Origin of the sequence: Pseudomonas sp. TH43 (genome assembly GCF_016650635.1) — a bacterium.
In the GTDB taxonomy this organism is placed as follows: Bacteria; Pseudomonadota; Gammaproteobacteria; order Pseudomonadales; family Pseudomonadaceae; genus Aquipseudomonas.
In genome coordinates, this window is sequence record NZ_JAEKFI010000002.1 from 490,325 (window position 1) to 511,087 (window position 20,763).

At 60.5% G+C, this 20,763-nt stretch carries 18 protein-coding genes; 14 read left to right on the top strand and 4 right to left on the bottom strand.

Going from position 1 to position 20,763, the window contains the following annotated elements:
* Positions 1-18: 18 nt before the first annotated feature.
* A complete protein-coding gene (cobF, locus tag JFT81_RS09040) occupies positions 19-774 on the bottom strand; it encodes a precorrin-6A synthase (deacetylating) (protein ID WP_201227019.1) in 756 nt (251 codons plus the stop codon).
* Positions 774-1,343, bottom strand: coding sequence for a phosphoglycerate mutase family protein (locus tag JFT81_RS09045; protein ID WP_201227020.1), 570 nt, complete (start codon positions 1,341-1,343; stop codon positions 774-776). Before JFT81_RS09045 ends, cobF begins: the two co-directional genes overlap by 1 nt.
* Positions 1,344-1,676: 333 nt before the next feature.
* Here JFT81_RS09045 and JFT81_RS09050 point away from each other — a divergent pair, with 333 nt between their 5' ends.
* From JFT81_RS09050 to JFT81_RS09085, 8 genes are all read left to right on the top strand, one after another.
* Positions 1,677-2,531 carry a MurR/RpiR family transcriptional regulator gene (locus JFT81_RS09050; protein WP_201227021.1) on the top strand — a complete coding sequence of 285 codons (855 nt, stop codon included), beginning with the start codon at positions 1,677-1,679 and terminating at the stop codon, positions 2,529-2,531.
* A gap of 2 nt (positions 2,532-2,533) precedes the next feature.
* Complete coding sequence (locus tag JFT81_RS09055) at positions 2,534-3,178, top strand: isochorismatase family cysteine hydrolase (RefSeq protein WP_201227022.1); 645 nt, start codon at positions 2,534-2,536, stop codon at positions 3,176-3,178.
* Positions 3,175-4,506, top strand: coding sequence for a glutamine synthetase (locus JFT81_RS09060; protein ID WP_201227023.1), 1,332 nt, complete (start codon positions 3,175-3,177; stop codon positions 4,504-4,506). The genes JFT81_RS09055 and JFT81_RS09060 overlap by 4 nt, the downstream gene beginning before the upstream one ends.
* Positions 4,490-5,242: an N-formylglutamate amidohydrolase gene (locus tag JFT81_RS09065; RefSeq protein WP_201227024.1), complete on the top strand. Its 753-nt coding sequence runs from the start codon at positions 4,490-4,492 to the stop codon at positions 5,240-5,242. Before JFT81_RS09060 ends, JFT81_RS09065 begins: the two co-directional genes overlap by 17 nt.
* Before the next feature lie 104 nt (positions 5,243-5,346).
* On the top strand, positions 5,347-6,696 hold the full coding sequence (locus JFT81_RS09070; RefSeq protein ID WP_201227025.1) for an APC family permease: 1,350 nt from the start codon (positions 5,347-5,349) through the stop codon (positions 6,694-6,696).
* Between the two features lie 118 nt (positions 6,697-6,814).
* Positions 6,815-7,831: an arginine N-succinyltransferase gene (locus JFT81_RS09075; protein WP_201227026.1), complete on the top strand. Its 1,017-nt coding sequence runs from the start codon at positions 6,815-6,817 to the stop codon at positions 7,829-7,831.
* A 61-nt stretch (positions 7,832-7,892) separates the two neighbouring features.
* Positions 7,893-8,927 (top strand): arginine N-succinyltransferase, encoded by a 1,035-nt coding sequence (gene astA, locus JFT81_RS09080; protein ID WP_201227027.1) that lies wholly within the window; start codon positions 7,893-7,895, stop codon positions 8,925-8,927.
* 379 nt (positions 8,928-9,306) lie between these two features.
* Entirely contained in the window at positions 9,307-10,176 is an 870-nt protein-coding gene (locus JFT81_RS09085) for an oxaloacetate decarboxylase (RefSeq protein ID WP_007919546.1), read from the top strand.
* 55 nt (positions 10,177-10,231) lie between these two features.
* Here the strand turns inward: JFT81_RS09085 and JFT81_RS09090 are convergent, their stop codons facing one another.
* Together JFT81_RS09090 and JFT81_RS09095 are read right to left on the bottom strand one after the other, a co-directional pair.
* Positions 10,232-11,470: a M20/M25/M40 family metallo-hydrolase gene (locus JFT81_RS09090; protein WP_201227028.1), complete on the bottom strand. Its 1,239-nt coding sequence runs from the start codon at positions 11,468-11,470 to the stop codon at positions 10,232-10,234.
* Positions 11,471-11,585: 115 nt separating this feature from the next.
* Positions 11,586-12,659, bottom strand: coding sequence for a diguanylate cyclase (locus JFT81_RS09095; protein WP_201227029.1), 1,074 nt, complete (start codon positions 12,657-12,659; stop codon positions 11,586-11,588).
* 273 nt (positions 12,660-12,932) lie between these two features.
* On the opposite strand from JFT81_RS09095, the gene JFT81_RS09100 reads away from it, so the two are divergent.
* The 6 genes from JFT81_RS09100 to JFT81_RS09125 all read left to right on the top strand — a co-directional run bounded on the left by JFT81_RS09100 (position 12,933) and on the right by JFT81_RS09125 (position 20,717).
* Positions 12,933-14,387 (top strand): NAD(P)/FAD-dependent oxidoreductase, encoded by a 1,455-nt coding sequence (locus tag JFT81_RS09100; RefSeq protein WP_201227030.1) that lies wholly within the window; start codon positions 12,933-12,935, stop codon positions 14,385-14,387.
* A 21-nt stretch (positions 14,388-14,408) separates the two neighbouring features.
* Positions 14,409-15,335, top strand: a complete 927-nt coding sequence (locus JFT81_RS09105; protein WP_201227031.1) for an alpha/beta fold hydrolase — start codon at positions 14,409-14,411, stop codon at positions 15,333-15,335.
* Between the two features lie 127 nt (positions 15,336-15,462).
* Positions 15,463-16,962 (top strand): glycolate oxidase subunit GlcD, encoded by a 1,500-nt coding sequence (gene glcD, locus JFT81_RS09110; RefSeq protein ID WP_201227032.1) that lies wholly within the window; start codon positions 15,463-15,465, stop codon positions 16,960-16,962.
* On the top strand, positions 16,962-18,011 hold the full coding sequence (gene glcE / locus JFT81_RS09115) for a glycolate oxidase subunit GlcE (protein WP_201227033.1): 1,050 nt from the start codon (positions 16,962-16,964) through the stop codon (positions 18,009-18,011). The genes glcD and glcE overlap by 1 nt, the downstream gene beginning before the upstream one ends.
* Positions 18,012-18,013: 2 nt before the next feature.
* A complete protein-coding gene (gene glcF / locus JFT81_RS09120; RefSeq protein ID WP_201227034.1) occupies positions 18,014-19,234 on the top strand; it encodes a glycolate oxidase subunit GlcF in 1,221 nt (406 codons plus the stop codon).
* An 88-nt stretch (positions 19,235-19,322) separates the two neighbouring features.
* On the top strand, positions 19,323-20,717 hold the full coding sequence (locus JFT81_RS09125) for a VOC family protein (protein ID WP_201227035.1): 1,395 nt from the start codon (positions 19,323-19,325) through the stop codon (positions 20,715-20,717).
* Positions 20,718-20,763: the final 46 nt, after the last annotated feature.

The following is a 20,763-nucleotide window of genomic DNA, read 5'->3' on the forward strand; positions in this document are numbered from 1 at the left end:
TCAAAGGCCAGCGAAAATCTAGGGTTTGCGCAGCAGATAGGTATCCATGATCCAGCCATGTTCAGCCCGCGCGGCCTTGCGTACCCGCTCGATCTCATCCGCGACATCCTTGAGCTTGCCGCTGAGCAAAATCTCATCCGGCGTACCCAGATAGGCGCCCCAGAAAATCTCGGTGTCCTGATCGGCCACCGAATGGTAGGAATCTTCAGCATCGAGCATGACCACCAGACTGTCCGCGTCACTCACCTGACCCGCCGCCAAGCGCCGGCCGGTGGTGATTTCAACGGAGCGGCCAATCGTGTTCAACGGCACTTTGTGCTGCGCCGCCAACGCCTGAACGCTGGTGATGCCAGGGATCACTTCAAACTCGAAGTCACACCGGCCTGAAGCCAGAATCGCCTGCAGAATACGAATCGTGCTGTCGTACAACGCCGGGTCACCCCAGACCAGGAAACCACCGCACTGGCCGTCAGACAATTCGTCGTTGATCAGCCGTTCGAAGGTGTGTTGCTTGGCGCGGTTGAGGTCGTCGACGCTGGCCGCGTAGTCAACATCGCCGCGCTCGCGCTCGGGGCTATGGGCTTCGGCGAAACGGTAGCCGGGATCGGTGATATAGCGCTCACAGATCTCGCGGCGCAGATCGATCAGTTGGTTTTTGCTCTGGCCCTTATCCATCAGAAAGAACACATCGACCTGATTCAGCGCCTTCACCGCCTGCATCGTGATGTAGTCCGGATTACCGGCACCGATGCCGATCACCAGCAGCTTTTTCATCAGACAGCCTCCTCAATGTCGATGCCGGGCAAGCGTAGCCGCCAGATACCGTTAAAGCGCAAATCGACCATTGCCAGCGGCTCGACATCTATTGCATTGAATGCAGCGCCCTGCACCACCTGCATCAGCGCCGCACGCACGATGTAAGGATGAGTGATGGCGACAATATGCCCTGGCGTGGCTTTCAACCCATCGAGCCATGCCGCCACTCGCTCGCCCAGTTGCACCACCGACTCGCCGCCGGGCGGTGCGGCGTGGGGATCGGCGAGCCACGCTTGCAATGCTTGCGCGTCGCTATTCTGCAGCTGCTTGAGCGACTGCCCGTGCCAGCGGCCCCAATCACAATCACGCAATGCCGGATCGATCTCGGCATCCGGGCCAAACCACTCAGCGGTCTGCCGTGTGCGTAACTCGGGGCCGCATAGCAGACGGAACGCGCCATCGAAGCGGTCAGCCAGTGAGTCAGACGCCAAACTCTGATTTTCAACAGGTTCGTTCGTAGGAAAACGCGACAATTTCTGTGCGACGGTTCGAGCATGGCAAATCAATGTCAAACGGCTGGTTCGCACAAGCAGTCACTCAATGGAAAGGTCTGAAAAATCCGCAGCACTTGCCGCGTTATTGAACAATTGTCGCGTATCCCGCGGGTTTGCGGGCAATGCATCATTCACGAGGACTCCGCCTGACTTCCGTAAAATCGGCAAAATCTGACATCACTGTGGGCAATGGACTACAAAGCAGAACGACTACCGTGTAGCCCTTGTTACACGGGCATCTTGCTCCATTTTGGGGCCTTGGCAAAAGGACAAAAAATTCACTAGACATGTAGCGCCAGTTACATAAATACTGTTTTAACGGATTATGAAGCGAATTCAACACCCCTCCATCCAGCAGGAGCCCGGATGCCCCCTCTCAGAGACCTGATCACCGATCCCGGCCTGGATCTTACGCCGTCGGAGCGCAAAGTCGTTCGCGCCTTGCTTGATCAGTACCCGCGCAATGGCTTGGGGCCGATGGCACGTCTGGCCGAACATGCCGGTGTCAGTGATCCAACCATCGTGCGGCTGGTGAAAAAACTCGGTTTTGGCGGTTATGCCGAATTCCAGGAAGCGCTGCTCAGCGACATGGACCATCGCCTGCGCTCGCCGCGTACCTTGTTGCAGCCGCGTGCGCATCAAAACAAGGATGACGCCTGGGGCCATTATCTGGGCGAGAGCCATCGCCTGCTGGTCGAAACCCAGTCGCTGACCCAGCCGGAAGACGTGCGGATCCTCACCGACTGGCTACTCGACACACGTCACCAGGTGTACTGCTTCGGCGGACGCTTCAGCAGCCTGATGGCGACTTATCTGCTCAATCATCTGCGCTTGCTGCGCCCCGGTTGCTTTGCCCTGGAAGACAACGCGCTGCTGCCCGACCGGCTGTTCGACCTGCAACGCCAGGACGTGGTGCTGGTGTTCGACTATCGCCGCTACCAGACCCAGGCCCTGCGCGTCGCCAGTGCTGCGAAAAACAATAACGCCCGAGTGGTGCTGTTTACCGACATCTATGCGTCGCCGCTGCGCGAGATGGCTGATCTGATCATCAGCGCCCCGGTGGAATCGGCATCACCGTTCGACACCATGGTGCCGGCGCTGGCTCAGGTCGAGGCATTGATCGCCTGCCTGACCTTGCGCGGCCCCGATCTGGCCGATCGCCTGGAAGGCATCGACGCCCTGCGCAATGACTTCGCCACTCACCTGCTGGAGGATAAATAAGGATGTTCAGCCTTCCCCACCGCTCGCCACGGGATCTGCCGTTTGCCCCCGACCAGACCGCGCTGCTGTTGGTCGACATGCAGCGCGCCTGGCTCGAACCGCAGTTCGACCCACACCTCAATGGCCCGGACGCCGAGTACTTCCTCGGCCGTGCCCGCGCGCAGGTGGTGCCCAACCAGCAACGCCTGCTCAGCGCCTTTCGCCAGGCGCGGCAAAACGTGCTGCACACGATTATTGAAAGCCTGACTGCTGATGGTCGCGATCGCTCGCTCGACCACAAACTGTCAGACATGCACCTGCCCAAGGGCAGCCCGCAGGCACAGATCATCACCGAGCTGGCACCGCTGGAAAACGAAATCGTCCTGCCGAAAACCTCGTCCGGCGTGTTCAACTCCACCGCCATCGACTACGTGCTGCGCAACCTTGAAACCCGTCACCTGATCATCGCCGGCATCGTCACCGACCAGTGCGTAGACATGGCGGTGCGTGACGCTGCCGACCGCGGTTATCTGGTGACCCTGGTCGAAGACGCCTGCGCCACTTACAGCGCCGAACGCCATGACGCCTGCCTGAACGCGATCAAGGGTTATTGCTGGATCACCGACACCGCCACCGTGCTCGGCCGTTTGCAGGAGATGCAGCCATGAGCGCTCGCCTGACGCCGCTGCCGATGACCACCATCGTCACCACCGACTTGATTGGCATCACCCGGGGTCGCTCGTTTCCCACTGATGAGCTGGAGCATTATCAGGCGGCCGGTTGTGGCTGGGTGCCGGCCAACAGTGCGTTGACCCCGCAGGACATCATCGCCTCGAACAATCCGTGGGGCGCTTACGGCGACCTGCGATTGATCCCGGATCTGAGCAGCCGCGTGACCGTGAACAATGGCCCGGATGCCGATGCCCCAGCGCTGGACTTCATCCACGGCGACATCCGCGAAACCGATGGCCGCCCGTGGGGCGCATGCCCGCGTACGCTGCTGCGCGATGAAGTGGAGCGTTATCGTGACGAGTTGGGCTTGCAGGTCAACGCTGCGTTCGAGCATGAGTTCAACCTGCACGCAGGCTTTGCCGAGCACTTGGCGTTTTCCCTCGAAGCCCAGCGTCAAGGCGCCGAGTTCGGTGGCTGGTTGCTCAGCGCGCTGCGCGCCGGCGGCGTCGAGCCGGAAATGTTCCTGCCCGAATACGGCAAGCACCAATACGAAATCACCTGTCGCCCGACGCTGGGTGTGGCTGCGGCAGACCGCGCGGTAAACGTGCGTGAAATCACCCGCGAGATCGCCCGGCAACTGGGTCTGGATCTGAGCTTCGCCCCCAAAACTGCTGAGAATGCGGTGTGCAACGGCGTGCACTTCCACGTCAGCCTGCTTGATCTGAGCGGCCAGCCGATGCTTTACGACGCGGGCACCAGCAACGGCCTGTCGAGCCTTGGTCAGCATTGGGCGGCGGGGATCCTGCACTACTTGCCGGCGCTGTGTGCGTTCACCGCGCCGACGCCGGTTTCCTACCAACGCTTGCAGCCGCATCACTGGAGCGCGTCCTACGCTTGCCTCGGCCAACAGAACCGGGAAGCGGCGCTGCGCATTTGCCCGACCGTGACGCTGGGCGGAAAATCCGTGGCCCAGCAGTTCAACCTGGAGTTCCGCGCCATGGACGCCACCGCCTCACCGCACCTGGCGATGGCGGCCCTGTTGATCGCCGGACGACTGGGCATTGAACAGCGTCTGGCGCTGAACGCCATCACCGATGACGTTCCAGATTCACTCAACGACGAGCAGCGCAAGGCCCGGGGCATTGTTGCCCTGCCCGCCTCGCTGGCTCAGGCACTGGACTGCCTGCGCGACAGTGCAGCCTTCAATGATTGGCTGCCCAAGCCGTTGCTCGACACCTACCACGCCCTGAAAACCGAGGAACTGGCGCTGACGGAACAGCTCTCGCCCGCTGACTTGTGTGAGCACTATGCACGCCTGTACTGAATCCGCCGAACTGGGGTTGTACACCCGACCGGCCTACAACCTGAGCCGCGAGGACTCGACGCACCCGTTGATTCTGGTGTGCGAACACGCCAGCCGCTACATCCCCGACGCCCTGAACAATCTGGGCCTGGACGACGTTGCGGCCCGTGAACACATCGCCTGGGACATTGGCGCGCTGCAACTGGCCGAGCAGTTGGCGCAGACACTGGGGGCGACGTTGTTGAGCGCCAATTATTCACGGCTGCTGATCGATCTGAATCGCCCGCGGCATGCACCCGACAGCATCCCGGCACAAAGCGAGATTTATCAGGTCCCGGGCAATCGCGACCTCGACGAAGCCACACGCGAGTACCGCCGTCAGACCCTGTTCAAGCCGTTTCACGCACGCTTGCAGACGTTGATCGACGAGCGCCTCGCCAACGGTCAAGCGGTGCGCGTGGTGGGGATTCACAGTTTCACCCCGGTGTATTACGGCCAGCCGCGTCCACTGGAAATCGGCGTGTTGTTTGGTCAGGCCACAAGGTACGCGCAAGGCGTGCTCGATGGCCTTGGCGAGCATCCGCTGAAAGTCGCCGGCAACCAGCCGTACAAGATCGATCCGCTGGGCGACATGACTGTGCCGGTGCACGGCGATGCCCGTGGCCTCGACTCGCTGCTGATCGAGGTGCGCAACGACTTGCTGCGCAGCCCCGAAGCCGTGTCGCGCTGGGCCGCATACCTCGCGCCCCTGCTGTAACGAAAGACTGCTGTAACGGATGTTTCGAACACTGCTGACGCTGTAAACGATGGACCGATATAACAACTAAAAACGATCGACTGGCTGACAAGGAGTTGCGCTTCATGGAAATTGAAGAATTCGGCTACAAGCAAGAGTTGAAACGTAGCCTGACCCTCACTGACCTGGTGGTGTACGGGATGATCTTCATGATCCCCATCGCCCCGTTCGGCGTGTATGGCTATGTCAATGCCGAGGCACCGGGGATGGTGCCGCTGGCCTACATCATCGGCATGGTGGCGATGCTGTTCACGGCGTTGAGCTACGGCAGCATGGCCAAGGCGTTCCCGATTGCCGGCTCGGTGTATTCCTACGCGCAACGCGGTTTGAATCAACACGTCGGCTTTATCGCCGGCTGGCTGATGCTGCTCGATTACCTGCTGATTCCACCGCTGCTTTATGTCTATGCAGCCATGGCGCTCAACCATTTGTATCCGGACATTCCGAAAGTCGGCTTCATTCTGGCGTTTCTGGTCAGCGCCACCTTCGTCAATCTGCGCGGCATCACCTTCACCGCGCGGATGAACATCATTTTCCTGCTGGCGCAACTGATCGTGCTGGGCATTTTCCTGTTCTACGCCTGGACTGCCCTGCACAACGGTGGCGGTAACGGCGAACTGACTCTGGCGCCGCTGTATCACGCGGAAACCTTCAACTTCGCCCTGTTGATGCAAGCCGTATCGATTGCGGTGCTGTCGTTCCTCGGCTTCGATGCGATTTCGACGCTCGCCGAAGAAATCAAAGGTGATCCGGGCAAAAGCGTCGGCAAGGCCGCGCTGATTACCCTGCTGGTGATGGGCGTGATTTTCGTTGCACAAACCTGGATTGCCACTGATCTGGCAGCGGGCATGGGCTTCAAATCCGCCGACACCGCCTTCTATGAAATCGCTGAAATCGCAGCAGGCAGCTGGCTGGCGACGCTGACCGGTGTAGCGACCGCGCTGGCCTGGGGCGTTGCCGTGGCGATCACTTCGCAAGCGGCGGTATCGCGGCTGCTGTTCGGCATGGCTCGCGATGGCAAACTGCCGAAAGTGCTGGCCAAGGTGCATCCGAAACACAACACGCCATACCTGAGTATTTATCTGGTGGCCGTGCTGTCGCTGGTGATCTGCTACCTGTTCATCAACTCGGTCGATACCCTGACCTCGCTGGTCAACTTCGGCGCACTCAGCGGTTTCATGCTGCTGCACCTGACCGTGATCAACTACTACTGGCGTCGGCAAAAGTCCGGTCAGGTTGTGCGCCACCTGATCTGTCCGGTGATCGGCTTCATCATCGTCGCGGCCATCATGTACAACATGGGCGTCGATGCGCAGAAACTCGGGCTGATCTGGATCGCCCTGGGCCTGGTGTACCTGTTCTTCCTCAACAAGCTCGGCGCCAGTACTGCGCTGCCTGACCCGAGCAATGGCTGACATAAAAAAGGGCGGCGTCTGACAACAAATCAGGCGACCGCTGATTTAACGCGTGGAAACCGACAGTGATAGTCAGGTTCGGCGAATTCGTCGGACCTTTTGATACAGGAGTACATCCATGCTGGTCTTACGCCCAGTCGAGCTAACCGACCTGCCTCAGTTACAACAATTGGCCCGCGACAGCCTGGTGGGCGTGACTTCCCTGCCGGATGACAGCGAACGCCTGCGCGAGAAAATCGCCGCATCCTGCGCCTCGTTCGACAGCGACGCAGCCGCGCAAGGCGCGGAGAATTACTTCTTCGTGCTCGAAGACCTCGACAGTCAGCGTTTGCTGGGGTGCTCTGAAATTGTCGCCACCGCCGGCTTCAACGAACCGTTCTATAGCCTGCGCAACCGCCACTTCACCAGTGCCTCGCGAGAGCTGAACATCGAACACGGGGTACCGGCGCTGTCGTTGTGCCACGACCTCAACGATCACACGCTGCTTCGCGGCTTCCATATCGACGCAGCGTTGGTTCGCACGCCTTTTTCCGAATTGCTGTCACGCGCGCGCCTGCTGTTTATCGCCGCCCATGCGCAGCGTTTCGCTGAAGCGGTGATTACCGAAATCGTCGGCTACAGCGACGAGAACGGCCATTCGCCCTTCTGGGATGCGCTGGGTAAACATTTCTTCGACCTGCCCTACGTCGAAGCCGAAAGGCTGTGCGGGTTACAGAGCCGCAGCTTCCTCGCCGAACTGATGCCGCAATACCCGATTTACGTGCCGATGCTGCCGCAAGCAGCGCAAGACTGTATCGGGCGCATTCACCCGGACGGTCAGGAAGCGTTCGACATTCTTGAGCGCGAAGGTTTTGAAACCAACAGCTACATCGATCTGTTCGATGCTGGCCCGACGCTTTATGCGCGCACCGCGAACATTCGTTCCATCGCCCGCAGCCAGACCGCCCAGGTGCAGCAACAACCGCGAATGGACGCCCGCGGCCGTTATCTGCTGAGCAACGATGCGTTACATGGCTACCGGGCCATCGTCGCCGAACTGGACGTCCAGCCCGATCAACCGCTGTCTCTCACCCCGGCGATGTGTGCGGCGCTGAACGTGACCGACGGCAGTCCGATCCGCTTGATTGCCCTGTGAACCGCGCCCGGTTCCGCAGCCAACGACAGTGCCCGAACAGGCGCGCAGAAGGAGTTACAGCATGATTGTCCGCCCGGTCAAAGTCAGCGACCTGCCAGCCTTGATGAGCCTGGTGCAACAGGCCGGCCCGGGGTTCACTACCCTGCCCGCCAACGAAGATCGACTGGCCCACCGGGTACGCTGGGCGCAACGCGCATTTGCCGAACAAGTGGAGCGCGCCGATGCGGATTACCTGTTCGTGCTCGAAGACGACGATCTGCGCGTGGTCGGCGTCAGCGCGCTGTCCGGAGCCATCGGCATGCGCGAACCCTGGTACAACTACCGGGTTGGCCTGACGGTGAGTTCGGCCCCGGATCTGGGAATACAACGACAGATCCCGACGCTGTTTCTCAACAACGAACTGACTGGCCAATCAGAACTGTGCTCGCTGTTTCTCGGCCACGAACACCGCCACGGCAGTAACGGTCGCTTATTGTCATTGGGGCGTTTGCTGTTCGTCGCCGAGTTCCCGCATCTGTTTGGTGAAAAGATGATCGCCGAGCTGCGCGGCAGTGCTGACGAGCTGGGTTGTTCGCCATTCTGGGACAGTCTGGGCCGGCACTTCTTTCAGATGGATTTCAGCCACGCCGACCACTTGTCGGGCTTGGGCAACAAGTCGTTCATCGCCGAACTGATGCCGCGCCAGCCGCTGTACACCTGCCTGCTCACCGAACAAGCACAGGCGGCTATTGGCCAGGCACATCCCCACACTGAACCTGCATTGAAAATCCTCCAGGCCGAGGGTTTCACCCACAAAGGCTATATCGACATTTTCGATGGTGGCCCGGTGATCGAAGCGCCAGTGCGCAGTATTCGCACGGTGCGCGACAGCCTTGAGCTGACCTTGAGCCTCGGCATGCCGGATGAACAGGCACCCCTCTGGCTGATTCACAACCGTCGCCTGGAGAACTGCCGTATCACCGTCGCCCGCGCCCGCCGAGTCGGCAGCAGCCTGGTGATCGACCGGCTCACAGCCAAACGCTTGCAATTGCAGCCGGGCAATTCGGTGCGCGCGGTGATGCTGCCCAATCAACAACAGCAGGCCGTCGCTGCCTGATTGTCAAAGACACCGCAATCCCTGTGGCGAGGGGATTTATCCCCCGATGGGCTGCGCAGCGGCCCCAAAACCAGTCACTTCATTTCGTCAGACATACCGTACTGACCGGCACTGCGACTGCTACGCAGCCGAACGGGGATAAATCCCCTCACCACAGTAATCTTCTGCGCCCGGACAAATCCGCTTCAGCAGACCTGATCCTCCCATCACAGCGAAATTCCCTCTGCACAGGTGATACCTTTCAGCAAACGGCTACGCGCCAGCCTTACCCGTGCAAATTCGTCATGATCATTGACCCATTCACGTGATAGCCTTTTAAAACTTCGGCGTTGACACATTTGCTCAAGCCGTTCCATTCCTTGGTATTGGTGGAACTCGTATGACCAGGCTTTCTCATCAAGATTTGCGCCGTAACTTCCGTCAGCTGCTGGCCTCCGACACCTGCTACCACACAGCATCCGTGTTCGACCCGATGTCCGCCCGGATTGCCGCTGACCTGGGTTTTGAAGTGGGGATTCTCGGTGGTTCCGTGGCCTCGTTGCAGGTGCTCGGTGCACCGGACTTTGCCCTGATCACCCTCAGCGAGTTCGCCGAACAAGCCACCCGTATCGGTCGCGTCGCCCAATTGCCGGTGATCGCCGACGCCGACCACGGCTACGGCAATGCCCTTAACGTGATGCGCACCATCGTCGAACTGGAACGCGCCGGCGTCGCCGCGCTGACCATCGAAGACACCCTGCTCCCCGCGCAATTCGGTCGTAAATCCACCGACCTGATCACGGTTGCCGAAGGCGTCGGCAAGATCCGCGCAGCACTGGAAGCCCGCGTCGATACGGAAATGGCGATCATCGCCCGTACCAACGCCGGCATCCTGCCCAACCAGGAAATCATCAGCCGCACCCGGCAGTACCAGGCGGCGGGCGCCGACGGGATCTGCATGGTCGGGATTCAGGACTTTGATCAGCTCGAGCAAATTGCAGAGCACCTGACCGTGCCACTGATGCTGGTGACCTATGGCAACCCGGCACTGCGTGATGACAAGCGCCTGGCAGAACTGGGTGTGCGCGTGACCATCGACGGCCATGGCGCGTACTTCGCGGCGATCAAAGCGACATACGACAGCCTGCGCGAGCAGCGGCAGATCTTCACCCAGGCATCCGACCTGAGCGCGACCGAACTGACACACACCTATACCCAGCCTGAGGAATACATCCTTTGGGCGAAGGAATACATGAGCGTCAAGGAATGATGGATTGACCGGGCGACGGATCGTTCCCACGCTCTAGGTGGGAACGATCACTCTCTCAGCGTGGCTTGGCCAACTCCATGATCATCCGCGACAACAGATAAATCCGCGGCGTCACGCTTGCCACTTCGGCGTACTCCTCAGGCGTGTGAATATTGCCGCCGACAATCCCGAACCCGTCCAGCGTCGGCGTGCCTACGCCAGCAGACAAACTGGCATCTGCCGCGCCACCACTGCCCTCCTCGGTCAGTTTGCGGCCAATCTCTCCATAGATACCCTGCGCCATGGCCATCAAACGATCCGACTCAGCCGTCTGCGGCATCGGCGGCAAACCGCGTTGCAAGGTGGTGGTGACGACCGTGTCGGGTATCAATTTGTCCTGCGACACCCGCGCCAGATCCTTCTCGATCCGGTCAAACTCTTCCGGCACCGCCGCACGCACGTCAGCCTTGGCTGTGGCCTGATCGGGAATCACGTTGGTGCGGTCGCCGGCCTTGAGCACGGTGAAGTTGATGGTGGTTTTCTTCGCTTCATCACCGAGTTTGCCCAGTTGTAGAATTTGATGCGCCGCCTCCATCGCCGCGTTACGCCCCAGTTCCGGCGCAACCCCGGCATGAGCAGCCTTGCCCTTGACTTCGACCAGCGCCGTCGCGCTGCCCTTGCGCCACACCACCAAACCGTCAGCCGGACGGCCCGGTTCCAGATTGAGCGTCACATCGTGGAGTTTGGCGGTTTTCTTGATCAGGTCGGTGGCGACGTCGGAGCCGGTTTCTTCGCTGGCATCCAGTAGAAAAGTGATTTGCGCGTAGTCCTTGAAGTCGAGATTCTTCAGGACTTTCAGCGCATAAATTCCGGTGACGATGCCGCCCTTGTCGTCCATCACCCCTGGCCCGTATGCCCGACCATCCTTGATGTGGAACGGTCGCTCGGCGGCAGAACCTTCCTTGAACACTGTGTCCATGTGCGCCATCAGCAGGATTTTCGCCTTGCCGGTGCCTTTGAACGTGGCCAGCACATGGTTGGATTTTTCCGGGGTGTTGGGCACCAGTTCGATGGTCGCGCCAAGCTTCTTCAATTCATCAATGGCGATGTCGCTGACTTGTTTGAGGCCCGGTTCATAACCAGAACCGGAGTCAATGTTGACCAAGCGCTCCAGCAACTTCAGGGCCTCTTGCTGATATTGCTCGGCATCAGCCAATACTTGTTTGTGCGGTTCAGCGAAGGCGTTGCAAGCAGCCATGGCGAGGGACAGGCCAAGGCTGGCGGCCAACAGGGAGCGGGGAAAGGCAAACGTCATGAATCGATCCTTGTTTCGCGTCGGGGGGATTTCACCGTACCCGACATCGGCGCGACGCTCTACTCCCAATACGACATCATCCTGACCCACAACGAACACCCGTAGGCGCTGCCGTTCAGACTGAGTCGCGCAGTGGCTGCCGGGGCTTGTTGTCGCAATTGCAGATCACCCGGTTACGCCCGCTCGCCTTGGCCTCGTACAACGCCTGATCGGCATCGTTGAGCCAGCGCGTCGCATCGGCATGCGCCGGGTCATAGGCCGCCAGGCCAATGCTCAAACTGACCTTCAACGCCGGGTTCTGCTCGTAACCCAACGTCGCGAAGCGTTCACGCAAGCCCTCCATGGCCTGGGCGGCGTTGAACAGCGGCAAGTCAGGGAGAATCACGCAGAACTCATCGCCGCCGTAACGCCCGGCAATGTCGGTGGCACGCAAATTCTGCTTGAGCATCTTGCTCAGTTGCCGCAGCACAATGTCACCGGCGACATGGCCGTAGGTGTCGTTGATCGCCTTGAAATGGTCGATGTCGATCAAAGCAATTGCCGCGCCCTGCTTCTGCCGCTTGCACAGTTGAAAGGCGATCTCCAGTTGATCCTTCCACGCGCCGTGATTGAGCAGTCCGGTCAGGCTGTCGGTGCGGCTCAGGGCCAACAGTTCACGTTTGTGCCGGCCGAGGGTGTGGGCCTGACGAAAGCAGATCCAGCCCAACGCCAACGGATACAGCATCAACAACGGCAGGCAGGCATACAGTTGCATGGGCGAGGTTTGCGGGATGAACGCAGGAGCAAACACCACCAGACCGACGCCGACACCGAGAATCTGCGCCGCCGCCCCGGCCAGCAGAAAACGCAAGCCGCCGATGGCGACGTTGTTCATCGCCATCATCGAAACGGTCGTGGCACTGGGCAGCGGATTGAAATGCATCGCGGCGACCCAGAAGCCACCGAGGAAAGCGTCGATCAATAAATTACGGTGTTCGGCATGATACGGGGTGGGCGAACGGCGCGCCCATTGAAACGCCAGATGTGGCCAGAGCAGCCCGTTGAACAGCATCAGCGCCCAGACCCACAGCGGCGGATCGAGCGGGTACATCGCCACGCTGACGCACACAAGCCCGAGCACCAGCCCGAGGGTTCGCGATGTGTAAAGCCTCCTGGCCAATGAAAGTCCCTTTCCTCCCGTGTTTCCCATAAGGGCCTCGAGCACTTGACGGAACCTGCACACCGTAGGACGGATGTGGTGGGAGTCTATCAGGGCAACGTTAAATAGCCATCACCGGCCAGCGGGCTCAAACCTTAACGACCACCAACCACTCATGTAGGAGCCTCGTTGCACTCGTCAGCTCCTACAACAGGTCCAACAGCAGCCCATGGACGGTGGAATGCACTGTGTCCTCCCACAGTGCAAATTTTTGGCTATACATGAAAGGAGGAAAATGGAAAAACAACTATAAGAAGGAGGCCCATGCAGACTTACCAAGTGTTGATCATCGGCAGCGGTTTTGGCGGCCAATGCGCGGCGGTCAACCTGCTCAAGGCCGGGATCGACGATTTTCGCCTGCTGGAGCGAAGGGACTTCTTCGGCGGCACCTGGTGCCAGAACACCTATCCCGGCGCAGCGGTAGACGTGCCATCGCCGCTGTATTCGCTGTCGTTCGCGCCGTATCGCTGGTCGCAGATGTTCGCCGGGCAGGCCGAACTGCAGCGCTACACCGAACATGTCATCGACCAGTTCGGCCTGCGCGAGCGGGTGGAACTGCAAGCCGATGTCGAACGCGTCGAATGGGAGGATGCTGAACAGCGCTGGGCCGTACACACCGCCAGCAAGGGCATCTTTTATGCGCAGTTCCTGATCAATGCCAGCGGGCCTTTGAGCCAACCGGTGATCCCACACTTCGCGGGGCAGGAGCGCTTTCAGGGCAAGACGTTTCATACAAACAACTGGGATCACAGCTACGACTACCGCGGTAAACGCGTGGCCATCGTCGGCAGCGGCGCCAGCGCGGCCCAAGTGATTCCGGCGATTGCGCCGCAGGTTGAACAGTTGCATGTGTTCCAGCGCACCCCGCATTGGGTGTTGCCCCGCGCTGATCGGGTTTTCGGGCCGTTTCAGCGTTGGCTGCTGGGTTTGAAACCGGCCTACAAACTGCTGCGCTGGCTGATCTACTGGCAATTCGAAACGCGAGTGATCGCCTTCAAATATTCGAAACCGGCGATTCATCTGGTGCAAAAACAGGCGCTGCGCTTTCTCAAACGCCAGGTGCCGGATCCTGTGCTGCAAGAAAAACTCATCCCTGACTTCACCATCGGCTGCAAACGGGTGCTGGTCTCCAGCACTTATTACCCGGCGCTGACCCGCGCCAACGTCACGCTGCACACTCGCGAACAAGGCATAGCCTCAATCGATGAAAGCGGGATCAATACGCAGGACGGCCAGCACATCGATGTCGATCTGATCGTCTGGTCGACGGGTTACGACGCCACCGACGGTGTTATTTCCTACCCGGTCAGCGGAAAAAACGCCGTACAACTTAGAGATGTCTGGGCCGAATACCCTCGCGCCTACCTGGGCACCAGCCTGCCGGACTTCCCCAACCTGTTTATCGTCACCGGGCCCAACACTGGAATTGGCCACACCTCGGCGCTGTTCATCATCGAATCGCAGATGAACTACATCATTGACTGCATTCGTACGCTCAACAGCAAAGGTCTGCGCAGCATCGAAGTGCGCCGCGAAGCGGAACGTACCTACACTGAAATGATCCACCAAGAGATGGAACGCACGGTGTGGAAGTCCGGCGGCTGCAACAGTTGGTATCAAAGCAAGAGCGGTCATGTGATCGCGATGTTTCCCGGCTTCAGTTTCAGCTACTACCGGTTGACCCGGACGCTGAAACCGGCCGACCACATTCTGTCCTGAACACGTAAAAGGAAGACGTCGATGCTTTTGCTGTTTGTCGCCCTTGCGGTTTTCGTAGCCTGGAGCTGGTTGAGTTATCCGGCGGTCGGCCATTGGCTGTATGACCTGAACATGGCCATCGAGGCCAAGCTGTACAAATTGCACAAGATCGACGTGCCGATCGCCGAGATGAGCGTCTCGACCTGGCAAGGTGGGCCGTATGAAGCGTCCAGCGCGATTTTGATGTTGCACGGCTACAGCGCCGACAAGAACCTGTGGCTGCGCTGCGCCCGACATTTTGTCCGTCAATACCGGGTGATCATTCCGGACCTCGCCGGCCACGGTGAAACCGGCTTCAAGGCCGGTGGCGGCTACGACATTGCGGTGCAGGCCAAGCGCATGATCCAGTTACTCGACGTCTGCGGCGTGGAGAAAGTGCATGTGATCGGCAACTCCATGGGCGGTTACATCGCCGCGTGGCTGGCGGCGACGTACCCGGATCGCATCGCTTCGGTGGCGCTGATTGATCCGGCCGGCGTCACCGCTCCGGAGGTCAGCGACATGGAGCACCATCTGTCCCGTGGGCATAACCCGTTCCTGATCAATTCCCGCGAGGAGTTTCGCCAGTTTTACGCGATGACCATGGAGTCGCCGCCGTGGGTGCCGAGCCTGGTGCTGGACGCCATCGCCCAGCGCTACGAACAGCGGCGCGATGAGCTGGAAGAGATTTTCCGCGACTTCCGCGCCAGCCCGCCGATGGAGCCGAAACTGGCCGAAATCAAATGCCCGGCGCTGTTGCTATGGGGTCGCAAGGATCGCTTGATCGACGTCAGCAGCGTGCCGATCTGGAGCAAAGGCATCGCCAATTTGCAGGTGGATGTGTGGGATCACGTCGGGCACATGCCGATGGTCGAGCAGCCGGCGAACACGGCGCGCTTGTACCGACAGTTTCTAGGAAACCAACGCTGAACTCCCACATCCCCTGTAGGAGCTGCCGAAGGCTGCGATCTTTTGATCCTTAAAAACACAATCAAAAGATCGCAGCCTTCGGCAGCTATTACAGGGGGCAGAGTTCGGGGAAAGGATTGAGGTTGAGATGAACATTCTTTATGACGAGCGCCTCGATGGCCCGCTGCCGGAGGTGAACAAGGCGCAACTTCTCAAAACCCTGCAGCAGGCCATTCCCGATCTCGACGTCCTCTGGCGCGAGGAAGAACTCAAACCCTACGAATGTGACGGCCTTTCCGCCTACCGCACCACGCCAATGCTGGTCGTCCTGCCCCGACGTCTGGAGCAAGTACAAACCCTGCTCAAGCTCTGTCATCAAAACAACGTCCCGGTGGTGGCCCGGGGCGCCGGCACCGGATTGTCCGGCGGCGCCTTGCCGCTGGAAAAAGGCCTGCTGCTGGTGATGGCGCGCTTCAACAACATCCTCCATATCGACCCCGCCGCGCGCACCGCACGCGTTCAACCCGGCGTGCGCAATCTGGCGATTTCCCAGGCTGCTGCGCCCTTCGGGCTGTATTACGCGCCTGATCCGTCGTCGCAGATCGCCTGCTCGATCGGTGGCAACGTAGCGGAAAATGCCGGCGGCGTGCACTGCCTCAAATACGGTCTGACCGTGCACAACCTGCTGAAAATCGAAGTACTGACCATCGAAGGCGAACGCCTGACCCTGGGCTCCGACGCCCTCGACTCGGCGGGGTTCGACTTGCTTGCGCTGTTCACGGGCTCCGAAGGCTTGCTGGGTATCATCACCGAAGTCACGGTCAAACTGCTGCCAAAACCACAGGTCGCCAAAGTGCTGCTGGCCAGTTTCGACTCCGTGGAAAAGGCCGGGCGTGCCGTCGCCGAGATCATCGCGGCGGGGATCATTCCGGGCGGACTGGAGATGATGGACAACCTGGCGATCCGCGCCGCCGAAGACTTCATCCACGCCGGTTACCCGGTCGACGCCGAGGCCATTCTGTTGTGCGAACTTGATGGCGTCGAAGCCGACGTTCATGACGATTGCCAGCGGGTTCGTGAGGTCATGAACCTGGCCGGCGCCACCGAGGTGCGTCAGGCCCGTGACGAGGCCGAGCGCGTGCGGTTTTGGGCCGGACGCAAAAATGCCTTCCCGGCCATCGGGCGGTTGTCGCCCGACTACTACTGCATGGACGGCACCATCCCGCGCCGCGAATTGCCCGGCGTCCTGCAGGGCATCGCTCGCCTGGGCGAAGAATACGGGTTGCGCGTGGCCAATGTGTTCCATGCCGGCGACGGCAACATGCATCCACTGATCCTGTTCGACGCCAACCAACCGGGCGAACTGCATCGCGCCGAAGCGCTGGGCGGCAAGATTCTCGAATTGTGCGTGCAGGTCGGCGGCAGCATCACCGGTGAACATGGCGTGGGCCGGGAGAAAATCAATCAGATGTGCGCGCAGTTCAACAGTGCTGAACTGAGCCTGTTCCATGCGGTGAAAGCCGCCTTCGATCCACAGGGCCTGCTCAATCCCGGCAAGAACATTCCGACCCTGCACCGCTGCGCGGAATTCGGTGCGATGCACATTCACGCCGGGCAACTGCCCTTCCCTGAGCTGGAGCGCTTCTGATGGTCGACTTCGACGCTGCCGGCGCCCTGCTCGATCAGGTCAATGAAGCGCGGGCCAACGCCACGCCGTTGAAGATTCAGGGCGGCAACAGCAAGGCGTTTCTCGGTCGCGAGGTGGCCGGTGAAGTGCTCGACACTCGCGCCCATCGTGGCATCGTTCGCTACGACCCGACCGAACTGGTGGTCAGCGTGCGGGCGGGCACGCCGTTGGCCGAATTGCTCGCGGCGCTGGACGTCGCCGGGCAGATGTTGCCGTGCGAGCCGCCCTCGTTTGCCGATGGCGCCACGGTCGGCGGCATGATCGCCGCGGGGATGTCTGGGCCGCGACGACCATGGTCGGGCTCGGTACGCGATTTCGTCCTTGGCACACGGGTGATCACAGGTCTCGGCCAGCATTTGCGTTTCGGCGGCGAAGTGATGAAAAACGTCGCCGGGTATGACCTGTCGAGGCTGATGGCGGGCAGTTATGGCTGCCTCGGCGTGCTCACAGAAGTCTCCCTGAAAGTTCTGCCCAAACCCCGCCAGTGTCTGAGCATTCGCCTGGAAATCGATTGCGCGCGGGCGCTGACCAAACTTGCCGAGTGGGGCCAGCAACCGTTACCGATCAGCGCGGCGTGTCACGATGGCGGCAGCCTGTATCTGCGACTTGAGGGCGGCGAAGGCTCGGTGACAGCGGCACATCAACGGCTCGGCGGCGAGCCGTTGGACTCGGTTTTCTGGCGTGATCTGAACGAACAGCGATTACCGTTTTTCGACGAGGGCCTGCCACTGTGGCGGCTGTCACTGCCAAACAATCTCGGGCCACTGGAATTGCCCGGCGCACAATTGATCGACTGGGCCGGCGCACAACGCTGGCTGAAGTCCTCCAGCGACGACATTCAAGCCCTCGCGCAGTCATTCGGTGGCCATGCGACTTGCTTCACTCATGGCACCAGTGACACACCGTTCCAGCCGCTGGCACCGACGCTGCTGCGCTATCACCGGCAACTCAAGGCGCAACTCGACCCGCAAGGGCTGTTCAACCCCGGCCGGATGTACGCGGAGCTCTGACCATGCAAACCACCCTCAGTGAGCAATCCCGGCTACTGCCCCGCGCCGCCGAAGCGGAAAAGATCCTGCGCACCTGCGTGCATTGCGGTTTTTGCAACGCGACGTGCCCGACTTATCAATTGCTCGGCGACGAACTCGACGGCCCGCGCGGGCGCATCTACCTGATCAAACAAGTGCTCGAAGGCGCGCCGGCCACTGTGCAAACGCAACTGCATCTGGATCGCTGCCTGTCGTGCCGCAACTGCGAAACCACCTGCCCGTCCGGCGTTGATTACCACAACTTGCTCGACATCGGCCGTGCGGTGGTCGATCAAGCGGTGCCGCGCCCGGCCGCGCAGCGCCTACTGCGTGAAGGCTTGCGCGCATTGGCGCCGAATCCAGGCTTGTTCAAAGGATTGCTGCGCGTCGGTACGACGTTTCGCCCGCTACTGCCGCGTTTGCTTGAAAGCAAACTGCCGCAGCGTATGCCGGTTAACGGCTCTCGTCCCGCCCCTCGGCATGCCCGCCGGGTATTACTGCTTGAAGGTTGCGTGCAACCCGGTTTGTCACCGAACACCAATGACGCAACGGCGCGGGTGCTGGATCGGCTCGGGATCAGCGTCACGCCCGTGGCCGAGGCCGGTTGCTGCGGCGCGCTCGACTATCACCTCGACGCCCAGGCCAAAGGCCTCGACCGCGCTCGGCAGAACATCGACGCGTGGTGGCCGCATCTGCAAAACGGTGCCGAAGCGATTGTGCAGACGGCCAGTGGCTGCGGCGCGTTCATCAAGGATTACGGGCATTTGCTTTCAGGCGATCCGGCTTACGCGATGAAGGCCCGGCGAATCAGCGAAATGACTCTGGATCTGGTGCAGATCCTCGCCCAGGAGCCACTTGAGCAAGTGTGCGCAGCCAGCGAACGACGTATCGCCGTGCATTGCCCGTGTACCTTGCAGCACGCATTGAAACTCGGCGGCGCGGTGGAAGCCGTGCTGAGCCGAATCGGTTTCAACCTCACCGCGGTGCCCGACGGCCATTTGTGCTGCGGCTCGGCGGGCACTTATTCACTGACGCAACCGGTGCTGGCCAGGCAACTGCGCGACAACCGCCTCAACGCGCTGGAAAGCGGCCGCCCGCAACTGATCGTCACTTCCAACATCGGTTGCCAAAGCCATCTGACCAGCGCTGGGCGCACGCCGGTTGTGCACTGGATCGAACTGGTGGATCAGTCGTTGGCAGAATGAAGTCCGTAGGATTCTTCGTTTGCCGACGTCGGCGAAGGCTGCGATCTTTTCCTGCATCCCATACGTGACCGTGGCAGGAATTTTTTTCATGAGCGTGCAGCCTTTCATCAGCCCAGACCTGATCCGCCAACGCTTCTCCAAAGCGATGTCCGACATGTACCGCGAAGAAGTGCCGCTGTACGGCGCGCTGATGGAACTGGTGGAGCAAACCAACCGCGACGTGCTTTCGCGTGAGCCGGACATCGCCCGACAGCTCGACAGCACTGGAGAAATCGAACGGCTGGACATGGAGCGCCACGGTGCGATCCGTGTCGGCACCGCAACCGAACTGGCCACCCTCGCCCGCTTGTTCGCGGTGATGGGCATGCAGCCGGTGGGATATTACGACCTGACGCCGGCAGGCGTGCCGGTGCATTCCACCGCGTTTCGCGCGGTGCATGAGGATGCGCTGCAGGTCAGCCCTTTCCGGGTGTTTACCTCGTTGTTACGCCTGGAACTGATTGAGGATCCCGAGTTACGCGCATTTGCCGGATCCGTGTTGGCCAAACGCTCAATCTTCACCCCGAAGGCGTTGCGCCTGATCGCCCAAGCGGAAACGGCTGGCGGCCTTAACGAAACCGAGGTGCAGGAATTCGTCCTGCAGGCACTCGAGACTTTTCGCTGGCACCACAGCGCCACCGTCACCGCAGCCCAATACCAGACACTGAGCGCCCAACACCGCTTGATCGCCGACGTCGTCGCGTTCAAAGGCCCTCACATCAATCACCTGACGCCGCGCACGCTGGACATCGACATCGTCCAGGAACAGATGCCCGCCCACGGCATCACCCCGAAAGCGGTCATCGAAGGCCCACCGCGCCGGCAGCAGCCGATCCTGCTGCGCCAGACCAGCTTCAAAGCGTTGGACGAACCGATCGCCTTCACCGATCAAGATGAAACCCGTGGCAGCCACAGCGCGCGTTTCGGCGAAATCGAACAACGCGGCGCGGCGCTGACACCCAAGGGCCGTGCGCTGTACGACCTTTTATTGAATGCGGCACGCGATGCGCTGGGAGAATTTCCCAACGAGGCCAACGCCTCACGCTACAACGCGCTGATGAGTCAGCACTTTGGCGAATTTCCTGACAGTCTCGACGGCATGCGTGAACAAGGGCTGGCGTACTTTCGCTATTTCGCCACGGAAAAAGGCTTGGCAGCAGGTAGCCTGGGCGAGGTATCACTAGAGGATTTGTTGCGCGACGGTTACGTGAAAGCTGAACCGCTGGTGTACGAAGATTTCCTGCCGGTCAGCGCGGCGGGGATTTTTCAGTCAAACCTTGGGGATGCTGCGCCGACGCACTATGGCGAACACTCCAACCGCCAGGCGTTCGAACAGGCGCTGGGCCGCGCCACAATTGATGAGCTGGGCCTGTATGCCGAAACGCAGCAACGCTCACTCGAAGAGTGCGCCAAAGTATTGGGCCTTAACGGATCGAACGATTAGCGCGGCCTCTGTGGCGAGGGAGCTTGCTCCCTCGCCACAAGGTCAA

What these genes read in the sequence shown, in the direction of transcription:
- JFT81_RS09125 (WP_201227035.1), top strand. Translation starts at nt 19,323, where the DNA reads ATGAGCGTGCAGCCTTTCATCAGCCCAGACCTGATCCGCCAACGCTTC.
- JFT81_RS09070 (WP_201227025.1), top strand. Translation starts at nt 5,347, where the DNA reads ATGGAAATTGAAGAATTCGGCTACAAGCAAGAGTTGAAACGTAGCCTG.
- JFT81_RS09105 (WP_201227031.1), top strand. Translation starts at nt 14,409, where the DNA reads ATGCTTTTGCTGTTTGTCGCCCTTGCGGTTTTCGTAGCCTGGAGCTGG.
- JFT81_RS09055 (WP_201227022.1), top strand. Translation starts at nt 2,534, where the DNA reads ATGTTCAGCCTTCCCCACCGCTCGCCACGGGATCTGCCGTTTGCCCCC.
- JFT81_RS09085 (WP_007919546.1), top strand. Translation starts at nt 9,307, where the DNA reads ATGACCAGGCTTTCTCATCAAGATTTGCGCCGTAACTTCCGTCAGCTG.
- astA (WP_201227027.1), top strand. Translation starts at nt 7,893, where the DNA reads ATGATTGTCCGCCCGGTCAAAGTCAGCGACCTGCCAGCCTTGATGAGC.
- JFT81_RS09100 (WP_201227030.1), top strand. Translation starts at nt 12,933, where the DNA reads ATGCAGACTTACCAAGTGTTGATCATCGGCAGCGGTTTTGGCGGCCAA.
- JFT81_RS09095 (WP_201227029.1), bottom strand. Translation starts at nt 12,659, where the DNA reads ATGGGAAACACGGGAGGAAAGGGACTTTCATTGGCCAGGAGGCTTTAC.
- JFT81_RS09050 (WP_201227021.1), top strand. Translation starts at nt 1,677, where the DNA reads ATGCCCCCTCTCAGAGACCTGATCACCGATCCCGGCCTGGATCTTACG.
- JFT81_RS09060 (WP_201227023.1), top strand. Translation starts at nt 3,175, where the DNA reads ATGAGCGCTCGCCTGACGCCGCTGCCGATGACCACCATCGTCACCACC.
- cobF (WP_201227019.1), bottom strand. Translation starts at nt 774, where the DNA reads ATGAAAAAGCTGCTGGTGATCGGCATCGGTGCCGGTAATCCGGACTAC.
- glcE (WP_201227033.1), top strand. Translation starts at nt 16,962, where the DNA reads ATGGTCGACTTCGACGCTGCCGGCGCCCTGCTCGATCAGGTCAATGAA.
- glcD (WP_201227032.1), top strand. Translation starts at nt 15,463, where the DNA reads ATGAACATTCTTTATGACGAGCGCCTCGATGGCCCGCTGCCGGAGGTG.
- JFT81_RS09090 (WP_201227028.1), bottom strand. Translation starts at nt 11,470, where the DNA reads ATGACGTTTGCCTTTCCCCGCTCCCTGTTGGCCGCCAGCCTTGGCCTG.
- JFT81_RS09065 (WP_201227024.1), top strand. Translation starts at nt 4,490, where the DNA reads ATGCACGCCTGTACTGAATCCGCCGAACTGGGGTTGTACACCCGACCG.
- glcF (WP_201227034.1), top strand. Translation starts at nt 18,014, where the DNA reads ATGCAAACCACCCTCAGTGAGCAATCCCGGCTACTGCCCCGCGCCGCC.
- JFT81_RS09075 (WP_201227026.1), top strand. Translation starts at nt 6,815, where the DNA reads ATGCTGGTCTTACGCCCAGTCGAGCTAACCGACCTGCCTCAGTTACAA.